Annotated in this window: 19 protein-coding genes; 16 read left to right on the top strand and 3 right to left on the bottom strand. The window is 65.5% G+C overall.

Going from position 1 to position 17166, the window contains the following annotated elements; translation table 11 throughout:
* Positions 1 to 153 precede the first annotated feature (153 nt).
* From thiL to ilvA, 11 genes are all read left to right on the top strand, one after another.
* A complete protein-coding gene (gene thiL / locus ACKVEX_RS10025; protein ID WP_473215586.1) occupies positions 154 to 1131 on the top strand; it encodes a thiamine-phosphate kinase in 978 nt (325 codons plus the stop codon).
* Positions 1115 to 1615: a phosphatidylglycerophosphatase A family protein gene (locus tag ACKVEX_RS10020; protein ID WP_473215585.1), complete on the top strand. Its 501-nt coding sequence runs from the start codon at positions 1115 to 1117 to the stop codon at positions 1613 to 1615. Before thiL ends, ACKVEX_RS10020 begins: the two co-directional genes overlap by 17 nt.
* A complete protein-coding gene (locus ACKVEX_RS10015; RefSeq protein ID WP_473215584.1) occupies positions 1600 to 2100 on the top strand; it encodes a CinA family protein in 501 nt (166 codons plus the stop codon). The genes ACKVEX_RS10020 and ACKVEX_RS10015 overlap by 16 nt, the downstream gene beginning before the upstream one ends.
* 74 nt (positions 2101 to 2174) lie before the next feature.
* Positions 2175 to 3218, top strand: a complete 1044-nt coding sequence (gene recA / locus ACKVEX_RS10010; protein ID WP_473215583.1) for a recombinase RecA — start codon at positions 2175 to 2177, stop codon at positions 3216 to 3218.
* 10 nt (positions 3219 to 3228) lie between these two features.
* Positions 3229 to 3678: a recombination regulator RecX gene (gene recX, locus ACKVEX_RS10005; RefSeq protein ID WP_473215582.1), complete on the top strand. Its 450-nt coding sequence runs from the start codon at positions 3229 to 3231 to the stop codon at positions 3676 to 3678.
* Complete coding sequence (gene lptB / locus ACKVEX_RS10000) at positions 3665 to 4387, top strand: LPS export ABC transporter ATP-binding protein (RefSeq protein ID WP_473215581.1); 723 nt, start codon at positions 3665 to 3667, stop codon at positions 4385 to 4387. The genes recX and lptB overlap by 14 nt, the downstream gene beginning before the upstream one ends.
* A 22-nt stretch (positions 4388 to 4409) precedes the next feature.
* On the top strand, positions 4410 to 5840 hold the full coding sequence (locus ACKVEX_RS09995; protein ID WP_473215580.1) for an RNA polymerase factor sigma-54: 1431 nt from the start codon (positions 4410 to 4412) through the stop codon (positions 5838 to 5840).
* A 16-nt stretch (positions 5841 to 5856) separates the two neighbouring features.
* Positions 5857 to 6180, top strand: coding sequence for a ribosome hibernation-promoting factor, HPF/YfiA family (gene hpf, locus ACKVEX_RS09990; protein ID WP_473215579.1), 324 nt, complete (start codon positions 5857 to 5859; stop codon positions 6178 to 6180).
* 169 nt (positions 6181 to 6349) lie between these two features.
* On the top strand, positions 6350 to 6835 hold the full coding sequence (gene ptsN, locus ACKVEX_RS09985; RefSeq protein ID WP_473215578.1) for a PTS IIA-like nitrogen regulatory protein PtsN: 486 nt from the start codon (positions 6350 to 6352) through the stop codon (positions 6833 to 6835).
* Positions 6804 to 7745 (top strand): HPr(Ser) kinase/phosphatase, encoded by a 942-nt coding sequence (hprK, locus tag ACKVEX_RS09980; protein WP_473215577.1) that lies wholly within the window; start codon positions 6804 to 6806, stop codon positions 7743 to 7745. Before ptsN ends, hprK begins: the two co-directional genes overlap by 32 nt.
* A gap of 92 nt (positions 7746 to 7837) precedes the next feature.
* Complete coding sequence (ilvA, locus tag ACKVEX_RS09975) at positions 7838 to 9358, top strand: threonine ammonia-lyase, biosynthetic (protein WP_473215576.1); 1521 nt, start codon at positions 7838 to 7840, stop codon at positions 9356 to 9358.
* On the opposite strand, the gene ACKVEX_RS09970 is transcribed toward ilvA, so the two are convergent.
* Complete coding sequence (locus tag ACKVEX_RS09970; RefSeq protein ID WP_473215575.1) at positions 9337 to 9918, bottom strand: 5-formyltetrahydrofolate cyclo-ligase; 582 nt, start codon at positions 9916 to 9918, stop codon at positions 9337 to 9339. The two genes, ilvA and ACKVEX_RS09970, sit on opposite strands and share 22 nt — an antisense overlap.
* 102 nt (positions 9919 to 10020) lie before the next feature.
* Between ACKVEX_RS09970 and ACKVEX_RS09965 the strand changes: the two genes are divergently transcribed.
* From ACKVEX_RS09965 to ACKVEX_RS09955, 3 genes are read left to right on the top strand one after another with little or no spacing between them, the layout of a single operon-like run.
* Positions 10021 to 11967 carry a lytic transglycosylase domain-containing protein gene (locus ACKVEX_RS09965; protein WP_473215574.1) on the top strand — a complete coding sequence of 649 codons (1947 nt, stop codon included), beginning with the start codon at positions 10021 to 10023 and terminating at the stop codon, positions 11965 to 11967.
* 24 nt (positions 11968 to 11991) lie between these two features.
* Positions 11992 to 12957 carry a complex I NDUFA9 subunit family protein gene (locus ACKVEX_RS09960; protein ID WP_473215573.1) on the top strand — a complete coding sequence of 322 codons (966 nt, stop codon included), beginning with the start codon at positions 11992 to 11994 and terminating at the stop codon, positions 12955 to 12957.
* Positions 12957 to 14180 carry a multifunctional CCA addition/repair protein gene (locus ACKVEX_RS09955; protein ID WP_473215572.1) on the top strand — a complete coding sequence of 408 codons (1224 nt, stop codon included), beginning with the start codon at positions 12957 to 12959 and terminating at the stop codon, positions 14178 to 14180. The genes ACKVEX_RS09960 and ACKVEX_RS09955 overlap by 1 nt, the downstream gene beginning before the upstream one ends.
* Before the next feature lie 28 nt (positions 14181 to 14208).
* Here ACKVEX_RS09955 and ACKVEX_RS09950 read toward each other — a convergent pair whose 3' ends face one another.
* A complete protein-coding gene (locus ACKVEX_RS09950) occupies positions 14209 to 14406 on the bottom strand; it encodes a DUF2905 domain-containing protein (RefSeq protein ID WP_473215571.1) in 198 nt (65 codons plus the stop codon).
* A 113-nt stretch (positions 14407 to 14519) separates the two neighbouring features.
* On the opposite strand from ACKVEX_RS09950, the gene ACKVEX_RS09945 reads away from it, so the two are divergent.
* Together ACKVEX_RS09945 and ACKVEX_RS09940 are read left to right on the top strand one after the other, a co-directional pair.
* The gene (locus ACKVEX_RS09945) at positions 14520 to 15140 is read left to right on the top strand and encodes a glutathione S-transferase family protein (RefSeq protein ID WP_473215570.1); all 621 of its coding nucleotides are present in this window, start codon (positions 14520 to 14522) and stop codon (positions 15138 to 15140) included.
* On the top strand, positions 15137 to 15943 hold the full coding sequence (locus tag ACKVEX_RS09940) for an alpha/beta hydrolase (RefSeq protein ID WP_473215569.1): 807 nt from the start codon (positions 15137 to 15139) through the stop codon (positions 15941 to 15943). The genes ACKVEX_RS09945 and ACKVEX_RS09940 overlap by 4 nt, the downstream gene beginning before the upstream one ends.
* 29 nt (positions 15944 to 15972) lie before the next feature.
* On the opposite strand, the gene ACKVEX_RS09935 is transcribed toward ACKVEX_RS09940, so the two are convergent.
* The gene (locus ACKVEX_RS09935) at positions 15973 to 17133 is read right to left on the bottom strand and encodes a class I SAM-dependent methyltransferase (protein WP_473215568.1); all 1161 of its coding nucleotides are present in this window, start codon (positions 17131 to 17133) and stop codon (positions 15973 to 15975) included.
* Between the last annotated feature and the right edge of the window lie 33 nt (positions 17134 to 17166).

Here is a 17166-nt window from a genome sequence, read left to right as displayed (position 1 = left end):
TGCGTCAGGAAACGACCGTTTCCGGCGCATCAGTCATTGCATTGACGATAAATTGATATTATAGCAAATATGTTTGCACCAATCCTTCAGACACTTGACAAGGCCTGGAGTAAGCTCGTCACTCGCCGCCCCTGGACATCCTGACCGCAGCACATGCCCTCCGAATTCGAGCTGATCCACCGCCATTTCACGCGCCCCACCGACCACACCGATCTTGCGGTCGGCGATGACGCAGCGCTCGTCCACGTCGGCCAGGGCATGCAACTGGCCGTGTCCTGCGACATGCTGGTGTCGGGCACGCATTTCCTGCCGGATGCCGAACCCGGCTCACTTGGCTGGAAGGCGCTCGCCGTCAATCTGTCGGATCTCGCAGCGATGGGCGCACGCCCGCGCTGGGCGGTTCTGGCGCTCGCGCTGCCCGCTGCGGAGGAGGCGTGGATACGCGCGTTCGCCGACGGCCTGCATGCATGCGCAACCCGCTTCGGGGTGGATCTGGTGGGCGGAGACACGACCCGCGGCCCGCTGAACCTGTGCGTCACCGTCATGGGCGAAGTCCCCGCCGGTAGCGCGATCACGCGCGCCGGCGCGCGCAGCGGCGACGATCTGTGGATCACCGGGGCACCAGGACGCGCGGCGCTCGGACTGACCTGCCTGCGCGATGCGCTGACGCTCCCGCCCGACGGCAGGGCGGTCTGCATGGATGCGCTTGAACGCCCCACGCCGCGCGTGGAAATCGGACAGAGGCTGCGCGGTGTGGCCAACGCGATGCTGGACGTGTCCGACGGCCTGCTCGGCGACCTCGGGCACATCCTCGAATGCTCAGGCGTCGGCGCCACGGTCGAGGTCGCGCGCCTGCCGCTGACGCCATTGCTGGACTGCGGGGCCAGTCGCACCCATGCGCTGGATGCGCTGCTGTCGGGCGGCGACGACTACGAGCTGCTATTCACCGCGACGCCACCGCAGCGGCATCGCATCGAGGCCCTGTCGGCCGCCACGGCGCTGCCGATTACACGCATCGGCTCGATCGTGGCCGAAGCCGGCAAGCTGATGCTCAGAACCGCGGACGGAAGGCTGTCGCACCCCACCCGGCTGGGTTATGATCACTTCCGAGATCATGCAACCGACATTTAATTTTCTCGTCAGCCATCCGGCCCATTTCATCGCACTCGGCTTCGGGTCGGGACTGTCCCCGCGCGCACCCGGCACGATGGGCAGCCTGCTGGCCTGGCTGATCTATCCGCTGATCAAGACGCCGCTGCCGGACGTCGTGTTCATCGCGTTTCTGACAGCCTTCTTCGCCGCCGGCGTGATCGTGTGCGACCGGACCGGACGCGCGCTGGGGGTGTCCGATCACGGCGCGATCGTGTGGGACGAGATGGTCGCAGTATGGCTGGTGCTGCTGTTCACGCCGGCGAGCGTGGTGTGGCAGGCGATCGCGGTCGGCCTGTTCCGTTTCTTCGACATTCTCAAGCCGCAGCCGATACGCTGGGCCGACAGCCGCCTGAAGGGCGGATTCGGCGTCATGCTCGACGACCTCCTCGCCGCCGGCTACACGCTGCTGGCGCTGGCCGTGCTGGTACACCTGTTTGGAGCCGACCCATGGACGATGCACTGAGCGCACTGTCGCGCGAAACCGGCGATTGCCTGAGCGGGCGCGGATGGATGCTGGCCACGGCGGAGTCCTGCACCGGAGGCTGGATCGCGGAAACGGTGACCGCCACCGCCGGCAGTTCCGCCTGGTTCGACCGCGGCTTCGTGACCTATACGAACCAGGCCAAGCAGGACATGCTGGGCGTCACACCCGAAACACTTGCCCGCTGTGGCGCGGTCAGCGAGCAGACGGTCGCCGAGATGGCGCAGGGGGCGCTCGCCCATAGCCGCGCCCAGGCGAGCGTGGCGGTATCCGGCATTGCAGGGCCGGACGGCGCGACACCCGGCAAGCCGGTCGGGACGGTCTGCCTCGCGTGGGCACTGGACGGCGACGGCACGATCACCCGGACCCTGCACCTCGACGGCGATCGCGAAGCGGTGCGGCGCCAGGCGGTGATCCATGCCCTCGACACATTGAACAGACTTCTTCGCGGCCCGATGATTGCATAGCCGCGGGCGTGGCTGCGCACCGCGCTCACGCAATCTCTGTGCCATAATTACAGCTCGTTTTTCAAGGAACGGAAATGGACGAAAACAAGGCCAAGGCCCTGACAGCCGCGCTATCCCAGATCGAGAAGCAGTTCGGCAAGGGTTCGATCATGCGCATGGGTGACGGCAACGTCGAACGGGACATCCAGACGGTGTCCACCGGCTCGCTCGGACTGGATATCGCGCTCGGACTCGGCGGCCTGCCGCGCGGACGGGTGGTCGAGATCTACGGCCCGGAGTCGTCCGGCAAGACCACGCTGACGCTGCAGGTCATCGCCGAGATGCAGAAGCTCGGCGGCACCGCGGCCTTCATCGACGCCGAGCACGCACTCGACGTCGGCTATGCCGAGAAGCTCGGCGTCAATATCGAGGACCTGCTGATCTCGCAGCCGGACACCGGCGAACAGGCGCTCGAGATCTCCGACATGCTGGTTCGCTCCGGCGGCGTGGACATCGTCGTCATCGACTCGGTCGCGGCGCTGACCCCCAAGGCCGAGATCGAGGGCGAGATGGGCGATCAGCTCCCCGGCCTGCAGGCCCGTCTGATGAGCCAGGCACTGCGCAAGCTGACCGCCAACATCAAGCGCACCAACACGCTTGTGATCTTCATCAACCAGATCCGCATGAAGATCGGGGTGATGTTCGGTAGCCCGGAGACCACCACCGGCGGTAACGCGCTCAAGTTCTATGCGTCGGTCCGGCTGGATATCCGACGCATTGGCGCGATCAAGAAAGGCGACGAAGTCGTCGGTTCGGAGACCCGCTGCAAGGTGGTCAAGAACAAGGTGGCCCCCCCGTTCAAGGAAGCGATCTTCGACATCCTCTACGGCGAAGGCATCTCGCGCGAAGGCGAGATCATCGATCTGGGCGTGCAGCACAAGATCGTCGACAAGTCCGGTTCATGGTATGCCTACAACGGCGACAAGATCGGCCAGGGCAAGGACAACGTGCGCGAGTTTCTGCGCAACAACCCGGCGCTTGCGCGGGAGATCGAGAACAAGGTGCGCAACGCCGTCGGTCTGAACCAGATGCAGGCGGTCAGTCGGCCGCAGGCCGAAGTTGCGGCCAGCGAGGCCTGAACCGGGCGCGATGCCGGAAACCAGTCTCAGGGAGCGCGCGATCCGCTTTCTCGCCCGGCGGGAGCATTCGCGCGCCGAGCTGGCACGTAAGCTCGCGCCACACGGGACAACCGATGAAGTCGAAGCCGTCCTCGATCGCATGACCTCCCTGGGACTCCTCTCCGATGCGCGCTTCGCCCAGAGCTGGCTCAGGAGCAGGGCGCACCGTTTCGGGCTGGCCCGAATCCGTCACGACCTCGCCCAGCGGGGACTGGATCGCGACACGATCGATGCAGCGCTCGAGAACGAACCCCTGGACGACGAGCTCGAGCGCGCACGCGCGGTCTGGACGACCCGGTTCGGTTCGATCGCTGCCGACCGTCGGGAATGGGCAAGACAGGCCCGCTTTCTGCAAAGTCGCGGCTTTTCCACCGCCACCATCACCCGATTGCTGAGAGAACGCCCCGATGACGCTGCTTGATGTGGTCGGCCTGCAGAAGCGCTACAAGTCACGCACTGTCGTCCACGATGTCGGCTTCGAGGTCGACGGAGGCGAGGTGGTCGGCCTGCTTGGCCCGAACGGCGCGGGCAAGACGACCTGTTTCTACATGATCGTCGGGCTGGTCCGAAGCGACGGGGGCGGAATCACGCTGGATGGGATCGACCTGACGCACCTGCCGGTGCACAAGCGCGCCCGCCAGGGACTGTCGTACCTGCCGCAGGAAATGAGCGTCTTCCGCAAGCTCAGCGTTGCGGACAACGTGCGCGCGGTGCTGGAGTTGCAGGGGCTGGGGCGCGGCAAGCTCGAGACGCGCCTGGAAGAGCTGCTCGACGATCTCGGCATTGCACATCTGCGCGACAACCCGGCGGTGTCCCTGTCCGGCGGCGAGCGACGGCGCTGCGAGATCGCGCGTGCGCTGGCGACCAACCCACGACTGATCCTGCTCGACGAACCCTTCGCCGGCGTCGATCCGATCGCGGTGCTCGACATCCAGAAGATCATCCGCTACCTGAAGGAGCGCGGCATCGGCGTGCTGATCACCGATCACAACGTGCGCGAGACGCTCGGCATCTGCGATCGCGCCTACATCATCAGCGAAGGGCGGGTCCTGGCGAGCGGACGTCCGGACGAGATCATCCGCAACGAACAGGTCCGCCAGGTCTACCTCGGCGAGCACTTCCAACTGTGACTGCCGCTCGCGTCGCCTCATCATGAAACCCACGCTCCAGCTCAAGCTTTCACAGCACCTGACGCTGACACCGCAACTGCAGCAGTCGATCCGGCTGCTGCAGTTATCGACGCTCGAACTCAATCAGGAGATCGAGAAGTTCCTGCTCGAGAACCCGATGCTGGAACGCGAGGACGGTGACGAGTCCGCTCCAGGCCCGGCCCCGTCTGCGGGCACCACGAGCACCGGCGAGGGTGTGGATGGTCAGCGGGCGGGCGAGTCCGAGCAGGAACACGATGCAGCCAGCTTCGCGGATGACTCGGACTGGTCCACGTCCTCGGGTAGCAGCGCCAGCCGTGACGACGAAGACAACGACTTCCAGGACATCCAGGCAGCCGAGACCAGCCTCAGGGATCACCTCAACCAGCAGATCAGCATGTCGCCGCTGTCCGATCGGGACCGGGCGCTGGCGCGCTTCATCATCGAAGCGATCGACGACGACGGTTACCTGAATCAGACGCTCGAAGACTTGCTGGAATTGCTGTCACCCGAGCTCGAGGTCGACCTGGACGACCTCGCCATCGCGCTGCATCAGGTCCAGAGCCTCGAGCCGGCCGGCATCGGTGCGCGCAGCCCGCAGGAGTGTCTGAGCCTGCAACTTCGTGCGATGCCGGCCGACCCGAACCGGAATCTCGCGCAGATCATCGTCGAGCGCCATCTCGAACTGCTGGCCGAGCGCAATTTCGTTCGCCTGCGCAGGGTGATCGGTTGCAGCGAGGACGAACTGCGCGCGGCCCATGCGTTGATCTGCAGTCTGGACCCGCACCCCGGGGCGCAGTATTCGACGCAGGCGACCCGTTACGTCGTTCCGGACGTGGTGGTACGCAAATTGCGCGGCCAATGGGTCGTCAACCTCAACGCCGACGCGATGCCCCGCCTGCGGGTCAACGCGCTGTACGCCAGTATCCTGCAGCAGCATCGCGGCAGTGGCGGCGCGCTGACCGGACAGCTCCAGGAAGCACGCTGGCTGATCAAGAACGTGCAGCAGCGTTTCGACACGATTCTGCGCGTTTCGCAGGCGATTGTTGACCAGCAGCGCCAGTTCTTCGAATATGGAGACGTGGCGATGCGTCCGCTGACCTTGCGCGAGATCGCCGAACAACTCGAGCTCCACGAATCAACCATTTCGAGGGTCACCACGCAAAAGTTCTTGTCCACGCCGCGCGGCGTGTTCGAACTCAAGTATTTCTTCGGCAGTCACGTGGCCACCGATACCGGCGGCGCGGCCTCCTCCACGGCGATCCGGGCGCTGATTCGCCAGCTGATCGAGGCCGAGGACAAGAAAAAACCCGTGTCCGACTCGAAGATTGCCGAACTATTGGGCCAGCAGGGTATCGTGGTGGCGAGGCGGACCATAGCCAAGTATCGCGAGTCACTGAATATTCCGCCGGTCAGCCAGCGCAAGACGATCTGAAAACCAAGGAGCAATCATGAATCTCAACATCACCGGGCATCACGTCGAGGTCACTCCGGCCATCCGCGAATACGTCACGACCAAGCTCGACCGGGTCATCCGTCACTTCGACAACGTCACCAGCATCAACGTGATCCTCTCGGTGGAGAAACTGAAGCAGAAAGCGGAGGTGACCCTGCACGTGCGGGGCAAGGACCTCTTCGTGGAAAGTGACGATGTCGACATGTATGCCGCGATCGACGACATGACCGACAAACTCGATCGTCAGGTGATGAAATACAAGCAAAAGAATCAGGATCACGGCCACGATGCACTGAAGCACCAGGTTCCGGAAGTCTGACGCTGTCGCGAAACCGGGGACGCGAATCGCGGCCTCGTGACTGAAGAACTGGTACTTTCGTCGTAGGGTGTGTTTATAATCGCGCACGTTTCGTGCCAAACGCACCCTTCCATCATCTTTCACCGTAACGACTCCGGCGTCGCCGGGACCGTAAGGACATCCCTCAAAGATGAGCCTGATAGCAGACCTCCTGCCCGTCGCCAACGTCGTCATCGACCTCGAAGCCAGCAGCAAGAAGCGCGTTTTCGAGCAGGCCGGACTTATGTTCGAGAACAACCAGGGCATCGCGCGCGGCGACGTGTTCGATTCGCTGTTCTCGCGTGAGCGGCTCGGTTCGACCGGACTCGGCCAGGGCATCGCGATCCCGCATGGCCGCATCAAGGGCCTTCAGAACGCCGCCGGTGCCTTCATCCGCCTCAGCACGCCGGTCCAGTTCGACGCACCGGACGGGCGCCCGGTCAGCATGCTGTTCGTGCTGCTGGTCCCTGAACAGGCCAACGAACAGCACCTGCAACTGCTCTCGGAACTGGCGCAGATGTTCAGCGACAGCGACTTCCGCGAACGACTTGCCAACGCACCGGACGCCGAGACCATTCACTCCCTGTTCGTTTCCTGGGGCCCGCATGCGACAGACGAACGTCGCGCAGCTGTTTGAGGCGCAGCGCGGCCCGCTTCAACTGACGCATTTGTGCGGCGAGCTCGACCGCACGATCTCGGTCACCGAGGAACGCATCTGGCCCGCCGACCTGGTCGGCCACCTGAACCTGATGCATCCGGCACGCCTGCAAATCGTCGGCGCGGCCGAACTGGCCTGGGCACGTCGCCAGTCGCGCGAGAAGATCGCGCACCACCTCCAGGAGATCTTTTCGGTTCGCCCGCCCGCGATCATCATGGCCGACAACTGCGAAGTGCCCGGCATGGTGCAGTCGATCTGCGAAGCGACCAATGTCGCGCTACTGACCTCGCCGCTCGCGTCGGCCAGCGTCATCGACCAGTTGCGCCTGTACCTGTCGCGCCAGCTGGCCGAAAAGATCTCGCTTCACGGCGTGTTCATGGATGTGCTCGGCCTGGGCGTGTTCATCACCGGGGATTCGGGCGCGGGCAAGTCGGAACTGGCGCTGGAGCTGATTTCCCGCGGCCATGGGCTGGTGGCCGACGACGTCGTCGAATTCTCCCGCATCGCGCCGACCGTGCTCGAAGGCCGCTGTCCGGAACTGCTTCAGGACTTCATCGAGGTCCGCGGCCTCGGCGTGCTCAACATCCGCACGATCTTCGGTGAGACCGCCTGCCGACGCAAGATGCGGCTTCGCCTGATCGTCTATCTGCAGCGTCGACTGCCCGGCCAGGACGACCCGACGCGTCTGCCCATCCATCTCGAGACCCAGGACATCCTGGGGGTATCGGTGCCGCGCACGATCCTGCCGGTCGCGGCCGGGCGGAACCTCGCGGTGCTTCTCGAGGCGGCCGTGCGCTCGACGATCCTGCAGTTGCGCGGCGTGGATTCGACCCAGGAGTTCATCGACCGGCAGCAGCGGGCGATCGACCAGGAGCCCGACCAGCAGTAGGCAGCGTCTGGCTACGTCACCCATTTCCTTGCGTCATCCGCACCCCGACTGCTACGCTCGCTGTCCATTGCTGGCCCGGACCTACCCCGATCATGACTTCCGCAACACCGGATTATCTGGAGCGCATCCTCAACGCTCATGTCTATGACATCGCCGAGGAGACGCCGCTGGAACTCGCAACCAACCTGTCGGCCCGCACGCACAACCGGATCCTGCTCAAGCGCGAAGACATGCAGCCGGTGTTCAGCTTCAAGATCCGCGGTGCCTACAACAAGATGGCGCACCTGTCACCGCAGGCCCTCAAACGGGGCGTGATCTGCGCGTCGGCCGGCAACCATGCCCAGGGCGTGGCCATGTCCGCCCAGAAGCTGGGCGTGCGGGCCGTGATCGTGATGCCGGTATCGACACCCCAGATCAAGGTGGACGCGGTGCGTGCGCGTGGTGGCGAGGTGGTGCTGGCCGGGGATTCGTATTCGGACGCCTATGCCCACGCGCTGGCGCTCGAACGGGAGGAGAAACTGACCTTCGTGCATCCTTTCGACGATCCGGACGTGATCGCCGGCCAGGGCACGATCGGCATGGAGATCCTGCGCGCCCACTCCAGACCCATTCACGCGATCTTCTGCTGTGTCGGCGGCGGCGGCCTGATTTCCGGCATCGCCGCCTACGTGAAGCGACTGCGTCCGGACACCCGCATCATCGGCGTGGAAGCGGTCGACGCCGACGCGATGACCCGCTCGCTCGCGGCCGGCGAGCGCGTCGCGCTCGACCAGGTCGGCCTGTTCGCCGACGGCGCGGCGGTCAAGGAGGTGGGCGTGGAAACCTTCCGGTTGTGCCAGCAATATGTGGACGAAATGATCGTCGTCGACAACGACGCGATCTGTGCCGCAATCAAGGACGTGTTCGAGGACACCCGCTCGATTCTCGAGCCCGCGGGAGCACTCGCGGTCGCAGGCGCCAAGGAATACCTCAAGCGACACAAGCTGCGCGACAAGAATCTGGTTACGATCGCGTCCGGCGCGAACATGAACTTCGACCGGTTGCGCTTCGTCGCCGAACGCGCCGAACTGGGCGAGCAGCGCGAGGCGGTGCTCGCGGTGACGATCCCGGAGAGGCCCGGTTCGTTCAGGAAGTTCTGCAGTGCGCTCGGCAGCCGAAACATCACCGAGTTCAACTACCGCTACGCGGACTCCAGCAAGGCACACATCTTCGTCGGCGTCACCGTTCACAACCGCAGCGAAGTCGGGCGCCTGGTCGAGATGCTGGAACGCCATGAACTGCCGGCCCTCGACCTTACCGACGACGAGATGGCCAAGACCCATATCCGCTACATGGTCGGCGGACGGGCGCCGCAGGTGGAGCATGAACTGCTGTATCGCTTCGTCTTTCCGGAGCGGCCCGGCGCGCTGATGAATTTTCTGTCCAACCTGCGCTCGGACTGGAACATCAGCCTGTTCCACTATCGCAACCATGGCTCCGATTTCGGGCGGGTGCTGGTCGGCATGCAGGTGCCGCCGGACGACAAGATCGCGTTCCAGAATTTTCTCGATCGTCTCGGCTACCAGTACGCCGACGAAACCATGAATCCGGCCTATCGGATGTTCCTCGCCTGATCGTGGCCTGACGACGCTCCGGCGCAGTCGAACGCCCCGGCTTCGGTCACGATCCAGTCCATCCGCCGATCGTGTGCCTCGGGCGCGACGCTGTCGACCCGCCCCAACTCGAAGCCCACGCCGATCGCGACACTCGCCATCGCCACCAATGTGCGATCGAAATAGCCACCACCGTAGCCAATGCGGTAACCAGCCGCATCGAAGGCATTGAGTGGGACCAGCAGCGCGTCCGGCACCACCGGTTCGCCCGCAGGCGGGTGCGGAATGCCGTGACGGTCCGGCTGCAGCGCCATGTCGGGTGTCCACAGGCGGAACACCATCGGCGCTTCCCTGTCCAGAACGACGGGTAGCGCGGCGGCCCGGCCGGGCCCGGCGGCGAGCCAATGGGCCATGAATCTGCGCAGGTCGGGTTCGGCCCGGTACGGCCAGCAAAAGCCGAGCGTCTGCGGCGCGAGCCGCTCCAGCAGTGGCCTCAGATGGGCGCACAACCTGGATGTCAGCGCGGCGCGCGCCGTCTCGGTCAGGGCCTCACGACGGCCGATGGCCGTGCGCCGCAACATATTCCGCGGGCTTGAGGTAGCATTCCGGGTGGGCGGTCGAGTCATCGTTTCGTCAGATCTGCGATCACTGCCAAACCGCCATTACAGAGGTTTTCGGCAAACATGAGCAAGCTAATGCGCGGCGTCGTCGCGATCGTTTTCATCGGCCTGAGCGCTGCGGCCCCCGCACAGCAGGGTGACGACCGGATTCTAGCCGCGCGCGAGGCCTTGCGCACCGGTGACCGTATCACGCTGGAGCGACTGGCGGCGGCGCCCGAGCCCGGGCACGTGCTCGACCACTACGTTGCGTACTGGTTGCTGCTCAACAAGCTCGCACGCCCCGATCCGCCCCCGACCACCGAACTCGCGGCGTACGCGTCGGCCCATCGCGGCAGCGTCCCTGCCGACCGGCTGCAGGCCGCATGGCTGCGCAGGCTCGCCCGTGACGGCGACTGGCCTCGCTTCGACATGGTCTTCGCCGAGCATGAGAATCCGGACGGCGAACTGCGCTGCATGAGCTTTCAGGCCCGTTTCCACGCCGGCGACCGCCAGGTCTTCGACGACATCGCGCTGCAGTGGCAGCAATTGCTCGACGCGCACGAGGCCTGCACATCGATGCTGCAGTCGGCGGCAGCCAACGGCCATGTGTCGGAAGACGCGGTGTGGTGGCGGATCCGCCGCCAGGTCGACAGCCGCAGTCCGGACCGCGCGCACGTCACCGCCAGCTGGCTGCGCCAGGACCCGCGCCCCGATCATCGCGCGATGGAGCAGGCGATCGGGTCGCCCGCGCAGTTTCTCGACCGCATGCCGCCGAACTTCGCGGTCACCCGCGCCGGGCGGGAACTGGCCATCATCGCGCTGACCCGGCTCGCGCGCGAGGACGCCGCGGCCGCATATGTGCGCTTCACGCGCATCAACGACCGGCTGGATCATGACGAGCGCGCCTACGTGTTCACGTTGCTTGGTCATCATGGCGCATTGTCGCGCCTGCCTCAGTCCGACGAATGGTATCGCGCGGCCGGCGATGCCCAGATGACGCCCGTGCAGCGCGCCTGGCGCGTTCGCGCCGCGATCCGAAGCGCGAACTGGCGTCATGCACAGGCTGCGATCGAGGCCCTGCCGGAAGGCGAACGCCTGCAGCCTGAATGGGTTTATTGGCTCGCGCGTGCGTCGGCGGAACAGGGGCGCGGCGAGGACGCCGAAGCGCTGTATCGATCGATCTCGCAGGAAACTCATTTCTACGGCCTGCTCGCCGCAGAGGAACTCGGACAGGCCTTCCCGCCACCGCCCCCGGACCGTGCGATCGGCAGCGAGGTCCGGGGGCGGGTGGCCACCGATCCGGGCATCAGGGTTGCGCTGACCTTCTACCGTCTGGGCCTGAGCACGGAAGGCGCGCGTGAATGGTTTCGTGCAGTGCGCGATCGCGATCAGGCCTTCCTGCTTGCCGCGGCGCAGCTCGCGCTCGAACACGACCTCTACGATAGAGCCATCAACACTGCCGAGCTGGCAGATCCGAACGGCAGCTTTGGGCTGCGCTTCATCGCCCCGTATCGCGACGTGGTCGAACCGCAGGTCAGGCGGCAGGGGCTGGATCTCGCCTGGGTATACGGGCTGATGCGCCAGGAGAGCCGTTTCATCGTGCCGGCACGCTCGAGCGCCGGTGCCCAGGGCCTGATGCAGGTCATGCCGGCCACCGGCAAATGGGTAGCCGGCCGTATCGGCATGCGCGGATACAGCCGGCGCATGCTGAACGACCCGCATACCAATGTTCTGCTCGGGACCAGCTACATGCGGCTGATCCTGGGCGACCTGGACAACCATCCGGTGCTCGCGTCGGCGGGCTACAATGCAGGCCCGGGCCGAGCGCGCCGCTGGCGGGACGACAAACCGCTGGACGCGACGATCTACATCGAGACGATTCCGTTCGACGAGACCCGCGATTACGTCAAGAAGGTGCTGGCCAATGCGGTCGCCTACGCCGCGATCTTCGAGAACCGTCCGCAGTCGCTGAAGGCCCGGCTGGGCGTCATCGCCCCGGCGCCCGGCCGATCCGACCCGACCATTCAATGACCCAGCAATCAAGGTGAACAAGACATGAAACTCGAACGTGTGGTTTTGACCGGAGGCTCCGGTTTCGTCGGCAGCGTGATCGCCAACAGACTTTCCGAATCCGGTGTCAGCGTGATCGTGCCGACCCGCAGGGTGCAGCATGCGAACCACCTGCTGCTGCTCCCCACCGCCGAGATCGTCGAGGCGGACATCCATGACGATGCAAGCCTGGAAGGCCTGATCGCCGGCGCCGATGCGGTCGTCAACCTGGTCGGTGTGCTTCATTCGCGGCCGGGTACGCCTTATGGTCCGGATTTTGCGCGGGCCCATGTCGAACTGCCGGCCCGCATCGTCGCGGCCTGCCGTGCAACCGGCGTGCCGCGACTGATCCACATCAGCGCGCTCGGCGCCGACGCGAACGGACCGTCCGAATACCAGCGGTCCAAGGCGGCCGGCGAGGAGGCGATCCGCAGCGGCGCCAACCCGCCCGCCTGGACGATCCTCCGGCCCTCGGTGATCTTCGGGCGGGACGACAGTTTCATCAACCTGTTCGCCTCCCTCGTCCGGCTCTTTCCGGTACTGCCGCTGGCCGGTGCGGGCACCCGCTTCCAGCCGGTATATGTGAACGACGTCGCCCGCGTGGTCCTGCACTGCCTGACACACCCCGAAACCGCCGGCCAGACCCATGAGCTCGCCGGTCCGACCGCCTACACGCTGCGCGAGCTGGTCGCCTATGTGGCGCACGTGCTCGGCAAGAAGCGTCTGATCGTGCCCTTGCCCGAAAACATCGCGATGCTGCAGGCGCGCCTGATGGAACTGATGCCAACGCCGCTGATGAGCCGCGACAACGTGCGCTCGATGCGGGTCGACAACGTCACGCAGGGGGCACCGCTGCCGTTCGGCTTCGATGCCACCGCGCTGGAGACGGTCGCGCCCACCTATCTGTCGAACGTGACCGCACGGGCTGCCTATTATCCCAGCCGTACCCGGGCACATCGCACGGACGGTTGATGAAGGCTTTCGTGGTCGGCGGTGCGGTTCGCGACGAACTGCTCGGCTTGCCGGTACAGGATCGCGACTGGGTCGTGGTCGGCGCGACCCCGGAGCAGATGCTGGCCGAGGGATTCAGGCCGGTCGGCAAGGACTTCCCGGTCTTCCTGCACCCGAAAACCGGCGAGGAGTACGCGCTCGCGCGCACCGAACGCAAGACCGGCCGGGGCTACACCGGCTTCACCTTCCATACGTCGCCGGACGTCAGCCTGGAAGAGGACCTGCTCCGGCGCGATCTGACCATCAATGCGATGGCGCGCGACGAAGCCGGCCGGCTGATCGACCCGTACGGCGGTCGTGCGGATCTGGACGCGCGGCTGTTCCGCCATGTCAGCGCGGCCTTCGGCGAGGATCCGGTCCGCATCCTGCGCGTCGCCCGCTTCGCTGCCCGCTTCGCCGACTTCGACGTCGCGCCGGAGACGCTCGCTCTGATGCGCGACATGGTCGCCCACGGCGAGGTGGACCACCTGGTGGCGGAGCGCGTGTGGCAGGAACTGGCGCGCGGCCTGATGGAGATTCGGCCGTCGCGCATGTTCCGCATGCTGCGTGACTGCGGCGCGCTTGCGATCCTTCTGCCGGAACTCGACGCGCTGTTCGGCATCCCTCAGCCTCGCCAGCATCACCCCGAGGACGACGCGGGCGAACACGTGCTCGCGGTGGTCGATCATGCCGCTGTCGCCGGACGGGTCCTCGCTGTCCGCTGGGCCTGTCTGCTGCACGACCCGGGCAAGGCCGACCCCCCTGTGGACGGGCTGCCGCACCATCAAGGTCACAAAACGACGAGCGCCGCGCATGCCGAAGCGATCTCGCGGCGGCTGAAGGCGCCCAACGAATGCCGTGATCTCGCGATCCTGTTTGCTCGCGAGCATGGGATCCTGCATCGTGCCCACGAATTGCGACCGGCCACGATGGTGTCGCTGCTCGAGCGCTGCGATGCGCTCAGGCGGCCGGAACGGTTCGAACTGCTGCTACAGGCGGCCGCCAGCGATCGCCTCGGGCGTCCGGGCACATCTGCGCGGGACTGCCCGGAGAATGCGCACTGGCGCGGCGCGCTGCAGGCGGCCCGGTCAGTGGACGCCGGGGCGATCGCGATAGCCTGCGGCGAGCGCAGCGAGATTCCTGCGAGAATCCATGCGGCCCGGGTGGCGGCGGTCAGTTGTGCGCTGGGACCCGAATCCCACTGAGACCGTGACGCACTCGGCTTGAAAGCGATCAGAAAGCGCGCAAAATTCCCCATGCGACCAGCGACAGGAGTACGGTACTGGTGAATGGAAAGTGATAGGAGCGGCCACGAATCGTGAACCGGACATCGCCCGGCAAGCGCCCCAGGCGCAGTCCACGCGACAAATCCTGACGAAACAGGCCGGTGACCAGCACCAACAATACGACCACGACGACCCACTTCAGCATTATCCTCTCCGCCAGGCAAGGAAACATTAGACCCCGGGAACCCCTGACGCCGCAAACCACGCAGATCCCGAAAGCCAGGATCCGGGCGCAAACCCACAGAGAGCATCCATCAGATGATCACGCTATACACCTGGAGCACGCCGAACGGTTACAAGGTGTCGATCGCCCTGGAAGAGCTCGGCTTGCCCTACGAAGTCCGACCGATCGACATCACGCGCGGGGAGCAGCATTCACCCGAGTTCCTGGCACTGAACCCGACCAACAAGATCCCGGTCATCGTCGATGACGCCGGCCCCGGGGGTCAGCCGATCACGGTCTTCGAATCGGGCGCGATCCTGCTGTATCTCGCCGGTAAGACCGGCCAACTGCTGCCGTCCGACCTGCGCGACCGGCTCGAAGCAATGCAATGGCTGATGTTCCAGATGGGCAGCGTCGGCCCGATGCTCGGACAGGTCCATCATTTCCTGCGCTTCGCCCCGGAACTGATTCCGTACGCGATCGACCGATACTCGAAGGAGGCGCTGCGCATCTACGGCGCGCTCAACACCCGCCTTGGCGGTCGCGACTGGCTGGCAGGGCAGACCTACTCGATGGCGGACATCGCCACCTTTCCATGGATTTCCCGGCATGACTGGCAGGGCATCGATCTGAAACGCTTTCCCGAGGTCAATCGCTGGTTCGAGGCGATCAAGGCCCGTCCCGCGGTTCAACGCGGCATGAAGGTACCCAAATGAATTCAAACCGGTTCGGTGACCTCGAGGTCATCTCCCGCTCACCCAAAGGTGAGCCTGTCTCCCCGACGCCGCTGCTGTTCGTGCACGGCGCCTACACGGCCGCCTGGTGCTGGGAAGAGCACTTTCTGCCCTACTTTGCAGATCAGGGCTTCAACTGTTACGCGGTCTCGCTGTCCGGCCATGGCGGCAGCCGCAAACGGGGCTATCTGGACGGCTTCTCGATCGCCGATTATGTCGCGGACGTCGCCGAGGTGGTCGCCAGGCTGCCGGGGGCGCCTGCCCTGATCGGACATTCGATGGGCGGCATGGTGGTGCAGAAGTACCTGGAGCAGCAGGACGCGCCCGCCGCGGTGCTACTGTGCTCGGTTCCGCCGCAGGGATTGATGGGTTCCGCGCTCGGCCTGATGATGAGCAAGCCCAACCTGCTGACCGATCTCAACCGGGTTCTGGGCGGTGGACAGCCCCATCCCGAGAGCCTGCGCGAGGCGCTGTTCCATCAGCCGATCGACGCCGAGATCATGATGCGCTACTACCACCGGTGTCAGCCGGAATCGCATCGGGCGATCTGGGACATGACGCTGTTCAACCTGCCTCACCCGGGGCGCATGCATCGCCCGCCGATGCTGGTGCTCGGTGCCGAACACGATCACCTGATTCCACCGTCGCAGGTGCATATGACCGCCCGGGCATACGACCTGGAGGCCGAGATCTTCACCGACATGGGTCATGGCGTGATGCTGGAGCAGTCCTGGGACAAGGTCGCCGCGCGCATCGCGGAATGGCTGAAGAGCCAGCTCGACTGAGCCGTCCGCGCACGGCGTCGCGCGGCGGCCTACAGCGTGTGCAGCCGGTTGCCGCGGCGAAAACCGATCAACCGATCCGGCATGCCTCTGCCCACGGCCAGCACCTTGAACAGCTCGCCCATCTCCTGCGGCGTCGTGAGGCGTTGCACCGCCCTCGCCGCACGGATGTAGTCCGCGCCGTCCTCCGGCCTGCGCCGGTCCAGTGCTTCGAGGATGCCGCAGTTGAACAGGAAGTTCGCCTGACTCGCATAGCCCAGCACATCCAGGCCGGCGTCGTAGGCCGCCTCGGCGATCGACGTGAAGTCGACGAAAGCCGTGATGTCGTTCAGACCCGGCCACAGAAACGGATCGGCATGCGCATGATGGCGGTAGTAGCACAGCAAGGTGCCGCTCGAGCGTGACGGCAGATAGTACTCGGCGCGCGGATAACCGTAGTCGACCAGCAGCAGCGCGCCCCGCTCTAGCCGTTCCGACCAGTCCGACACCCACGCACGTGCGGCCAGATTGAGCTCGGTCACGTATTCGCCAACCTCAGGCCGGGGCAGGTCGAGTGCTTCGGCGGCGTGCCTGACCGCGCCGGTGGCCGGCGTATCCGCCCAGCGCAGCTGGCCGTGATCGTCGACCGCCACGCCGCGCTCGAACAACCCCTCGGGGCGAGACACCGCGACATGCAGCGGCATCACGTCGAGCACTTCGTTGGCGACGATCGCCCCCTCGAAACGGGACGGCAGGCAGTCCAGCCAGTGCACCCGCTGCGCCAGATGCGGCACCTTGCCGTTCAGCGTCGCCTGCTGACGCGCGCGCAGTTCCCCCGACAGCTCCAGAATCGCGTAACGTTCCGGCAGTGCGGCGCGGCGCTCGAGTTCGAGCAGCAGATCCGCCGCCAGCAGACCGGTCCCCGCGCCGATCTCGATCAACCAGGGCGCGGACAGGCGCATCACCTCCTCCACCTGCACGGCCAGCGCCTGGCCGAACAACGGCGTCAGCTCCGGCGCGGTGATGAAATCACCGCCGGGGCCGAACTTTCGTGCGCCGCCGCTGTAATAACCGAGTCCGGGGGTGTAGAGGGCGCGCTCCATGTAGCGCGAGAACGGAATCCATCCGCCGGCTTCCGCAATCTCGTCTACGATCAGGCATCGCAGACGTTCGCTTTGCGCCAGCGCATCCGGCGAAGGTTTGGGCAGTGACATGCGGAGTCCGTCGGGATGATGGACGCGTATTCT

It is taken from the genome of Denitraticella aggregata, from assembly GCF_048158365.1.
Taxonomy (GTDB): domain Bacteria; phylum Pseudomonadota; class Gammaproteobacteria; order Burkholderiales; family Rhodocyclaceae; genus Azoarcus_F.
Note: the sequence above shows the minus strand (reverse complement) of the source record. Positions and strands in the feature narration are given on the sequence as shown.

Bases quoted from the DNA above. Each gene is read 5' to 3' on its own strand.
- thiL (WP_473215586.1), top strand. From the start codon at position 154: ATGCCCTCCGAATTCGAGCTGATCCACCGCCATTTCACGCGCCCCACC.
- ACKVEX_RS10020 (WP_473215585.1), top strand. From the start codon at position 1,115: ATGCAACCGACATTTAATTTTCTCGTCAGCCATCCGGCCCATTTCATC.
- ACKVEX_RS10015 (WP_473215584.1), top strand. From the start codon at position 1,600: ATGGACGATGCACTGAGCGCACTGTCGCGCGAAACCGGCGATTGCCTG.
- recA (WP_473215583.1), top strand. From the start codon at position 2,175: ATGGACGAAAACAAGGCCAAGGCCCTGACAGCCGCGCTATCCCAGATC.
- recX (WP_473215582.1), top strand. From the start codon at position 3,229: ATGCCGGAAACCAGTCTCAGGGAGCGCGCGATCCGCTTTCTCGCCCGG.
- lptB (WP_473215581.1), top strand. From the start codon at position 3,665: ATGACGCTGCTTGATGTGGTCGGCCTGCAGAAGCGCTACAAGTCACGC.
- ACKVEX_RS09995 (WP_473215580.1), top strand. From the start codon at position 4,410: ATGAAACCCACGCTCCAGCTCAAGCTTTCACAGCACCTGACGCTGACA.
- hpf (WP_473215579.1), top strand. From the start codon at position 5,857: ATGAATCTCAACATCACCGGGCATCACGTCGAGGTCACTCCGGCCATC.
- ptsN (WP_473215578.1), top strand. From the start codon at position 6,350: ATGAGCCTGATAGCAGACCTCCTGCCCGTCGCCAACGTCGTCATCGAC.
- hprK (WP_473215577.1), top strand. From the start codon at position 6,804: ATGCGACAGACGAACGTCGCGCAGCTGTTTGAGGCGCAGCGCGGCCCG.
- ilvA (WP_473215576.1), top strand. From the start codon at position 7,838: ATGACTTCCGCAACACCGGATTATCTGGAGCGCATCCTCAACGCTCAT.
- ACKVEX_RS09970 (WP_473215575.1), bottom strand. From the start codon at position 9,918: ATGTTGCGGCGCACGGCCATCGGCCGTCGTGAGGCCCTGACCGAGACG.
- ACKVEX_RS09965 (WP_473215574.1), top strand. From the start codon at position 10,021: ATGAGCAAGCTAATGCGCGGCGTCGTCGCGATCGTTTTCATCGGCCTG.
- ACKVEX_RS09960 (WP_473215573.1), top strand. From the start codon at position 11,992: ATGAAACTCGAACGTGTGGTTTTGACCGGAGGCTCCGGTTTCGTCGGC.
- ACKVEX_RS09955 (WP_473215572.1), top strand. From the start codon at position 12,957: ATGAAGGCTTTCGTGGTCGGCGGTGCGGTTCGCGACGAACTGCTCGGC.
- ACKVEX_RS09950 (WP_473215571.1), bottom strand. From the start codon at position 14,406: ATGCTGAAGTGGGTCGTCGTGGTCGTATTGTTGGTGCTGGTCACCGGC.
- ACKVEX_RS09945 (WP_473215570.1), top strand. From the start codon at position 14,520: ATGATCACGCTATACACCTGGAGCACGCCGAACGGTTACAAGGTGTCG.
- ACKVEX_RS09940 (WP_473215569.1), top strand. From the start codon at position 15,137: ATGAATTCAAACCGGTTCGGTGACCTCGAGGTCATCTCCCGCTCACCC.
- ACKVEX_RS09935 (WP_473215568.1), bottom strand. From the start codon at position 17,133: ATGTCACTGCCCAAACCTTCGCCGGATGCGCTGGCGCAAAGCGAACGT.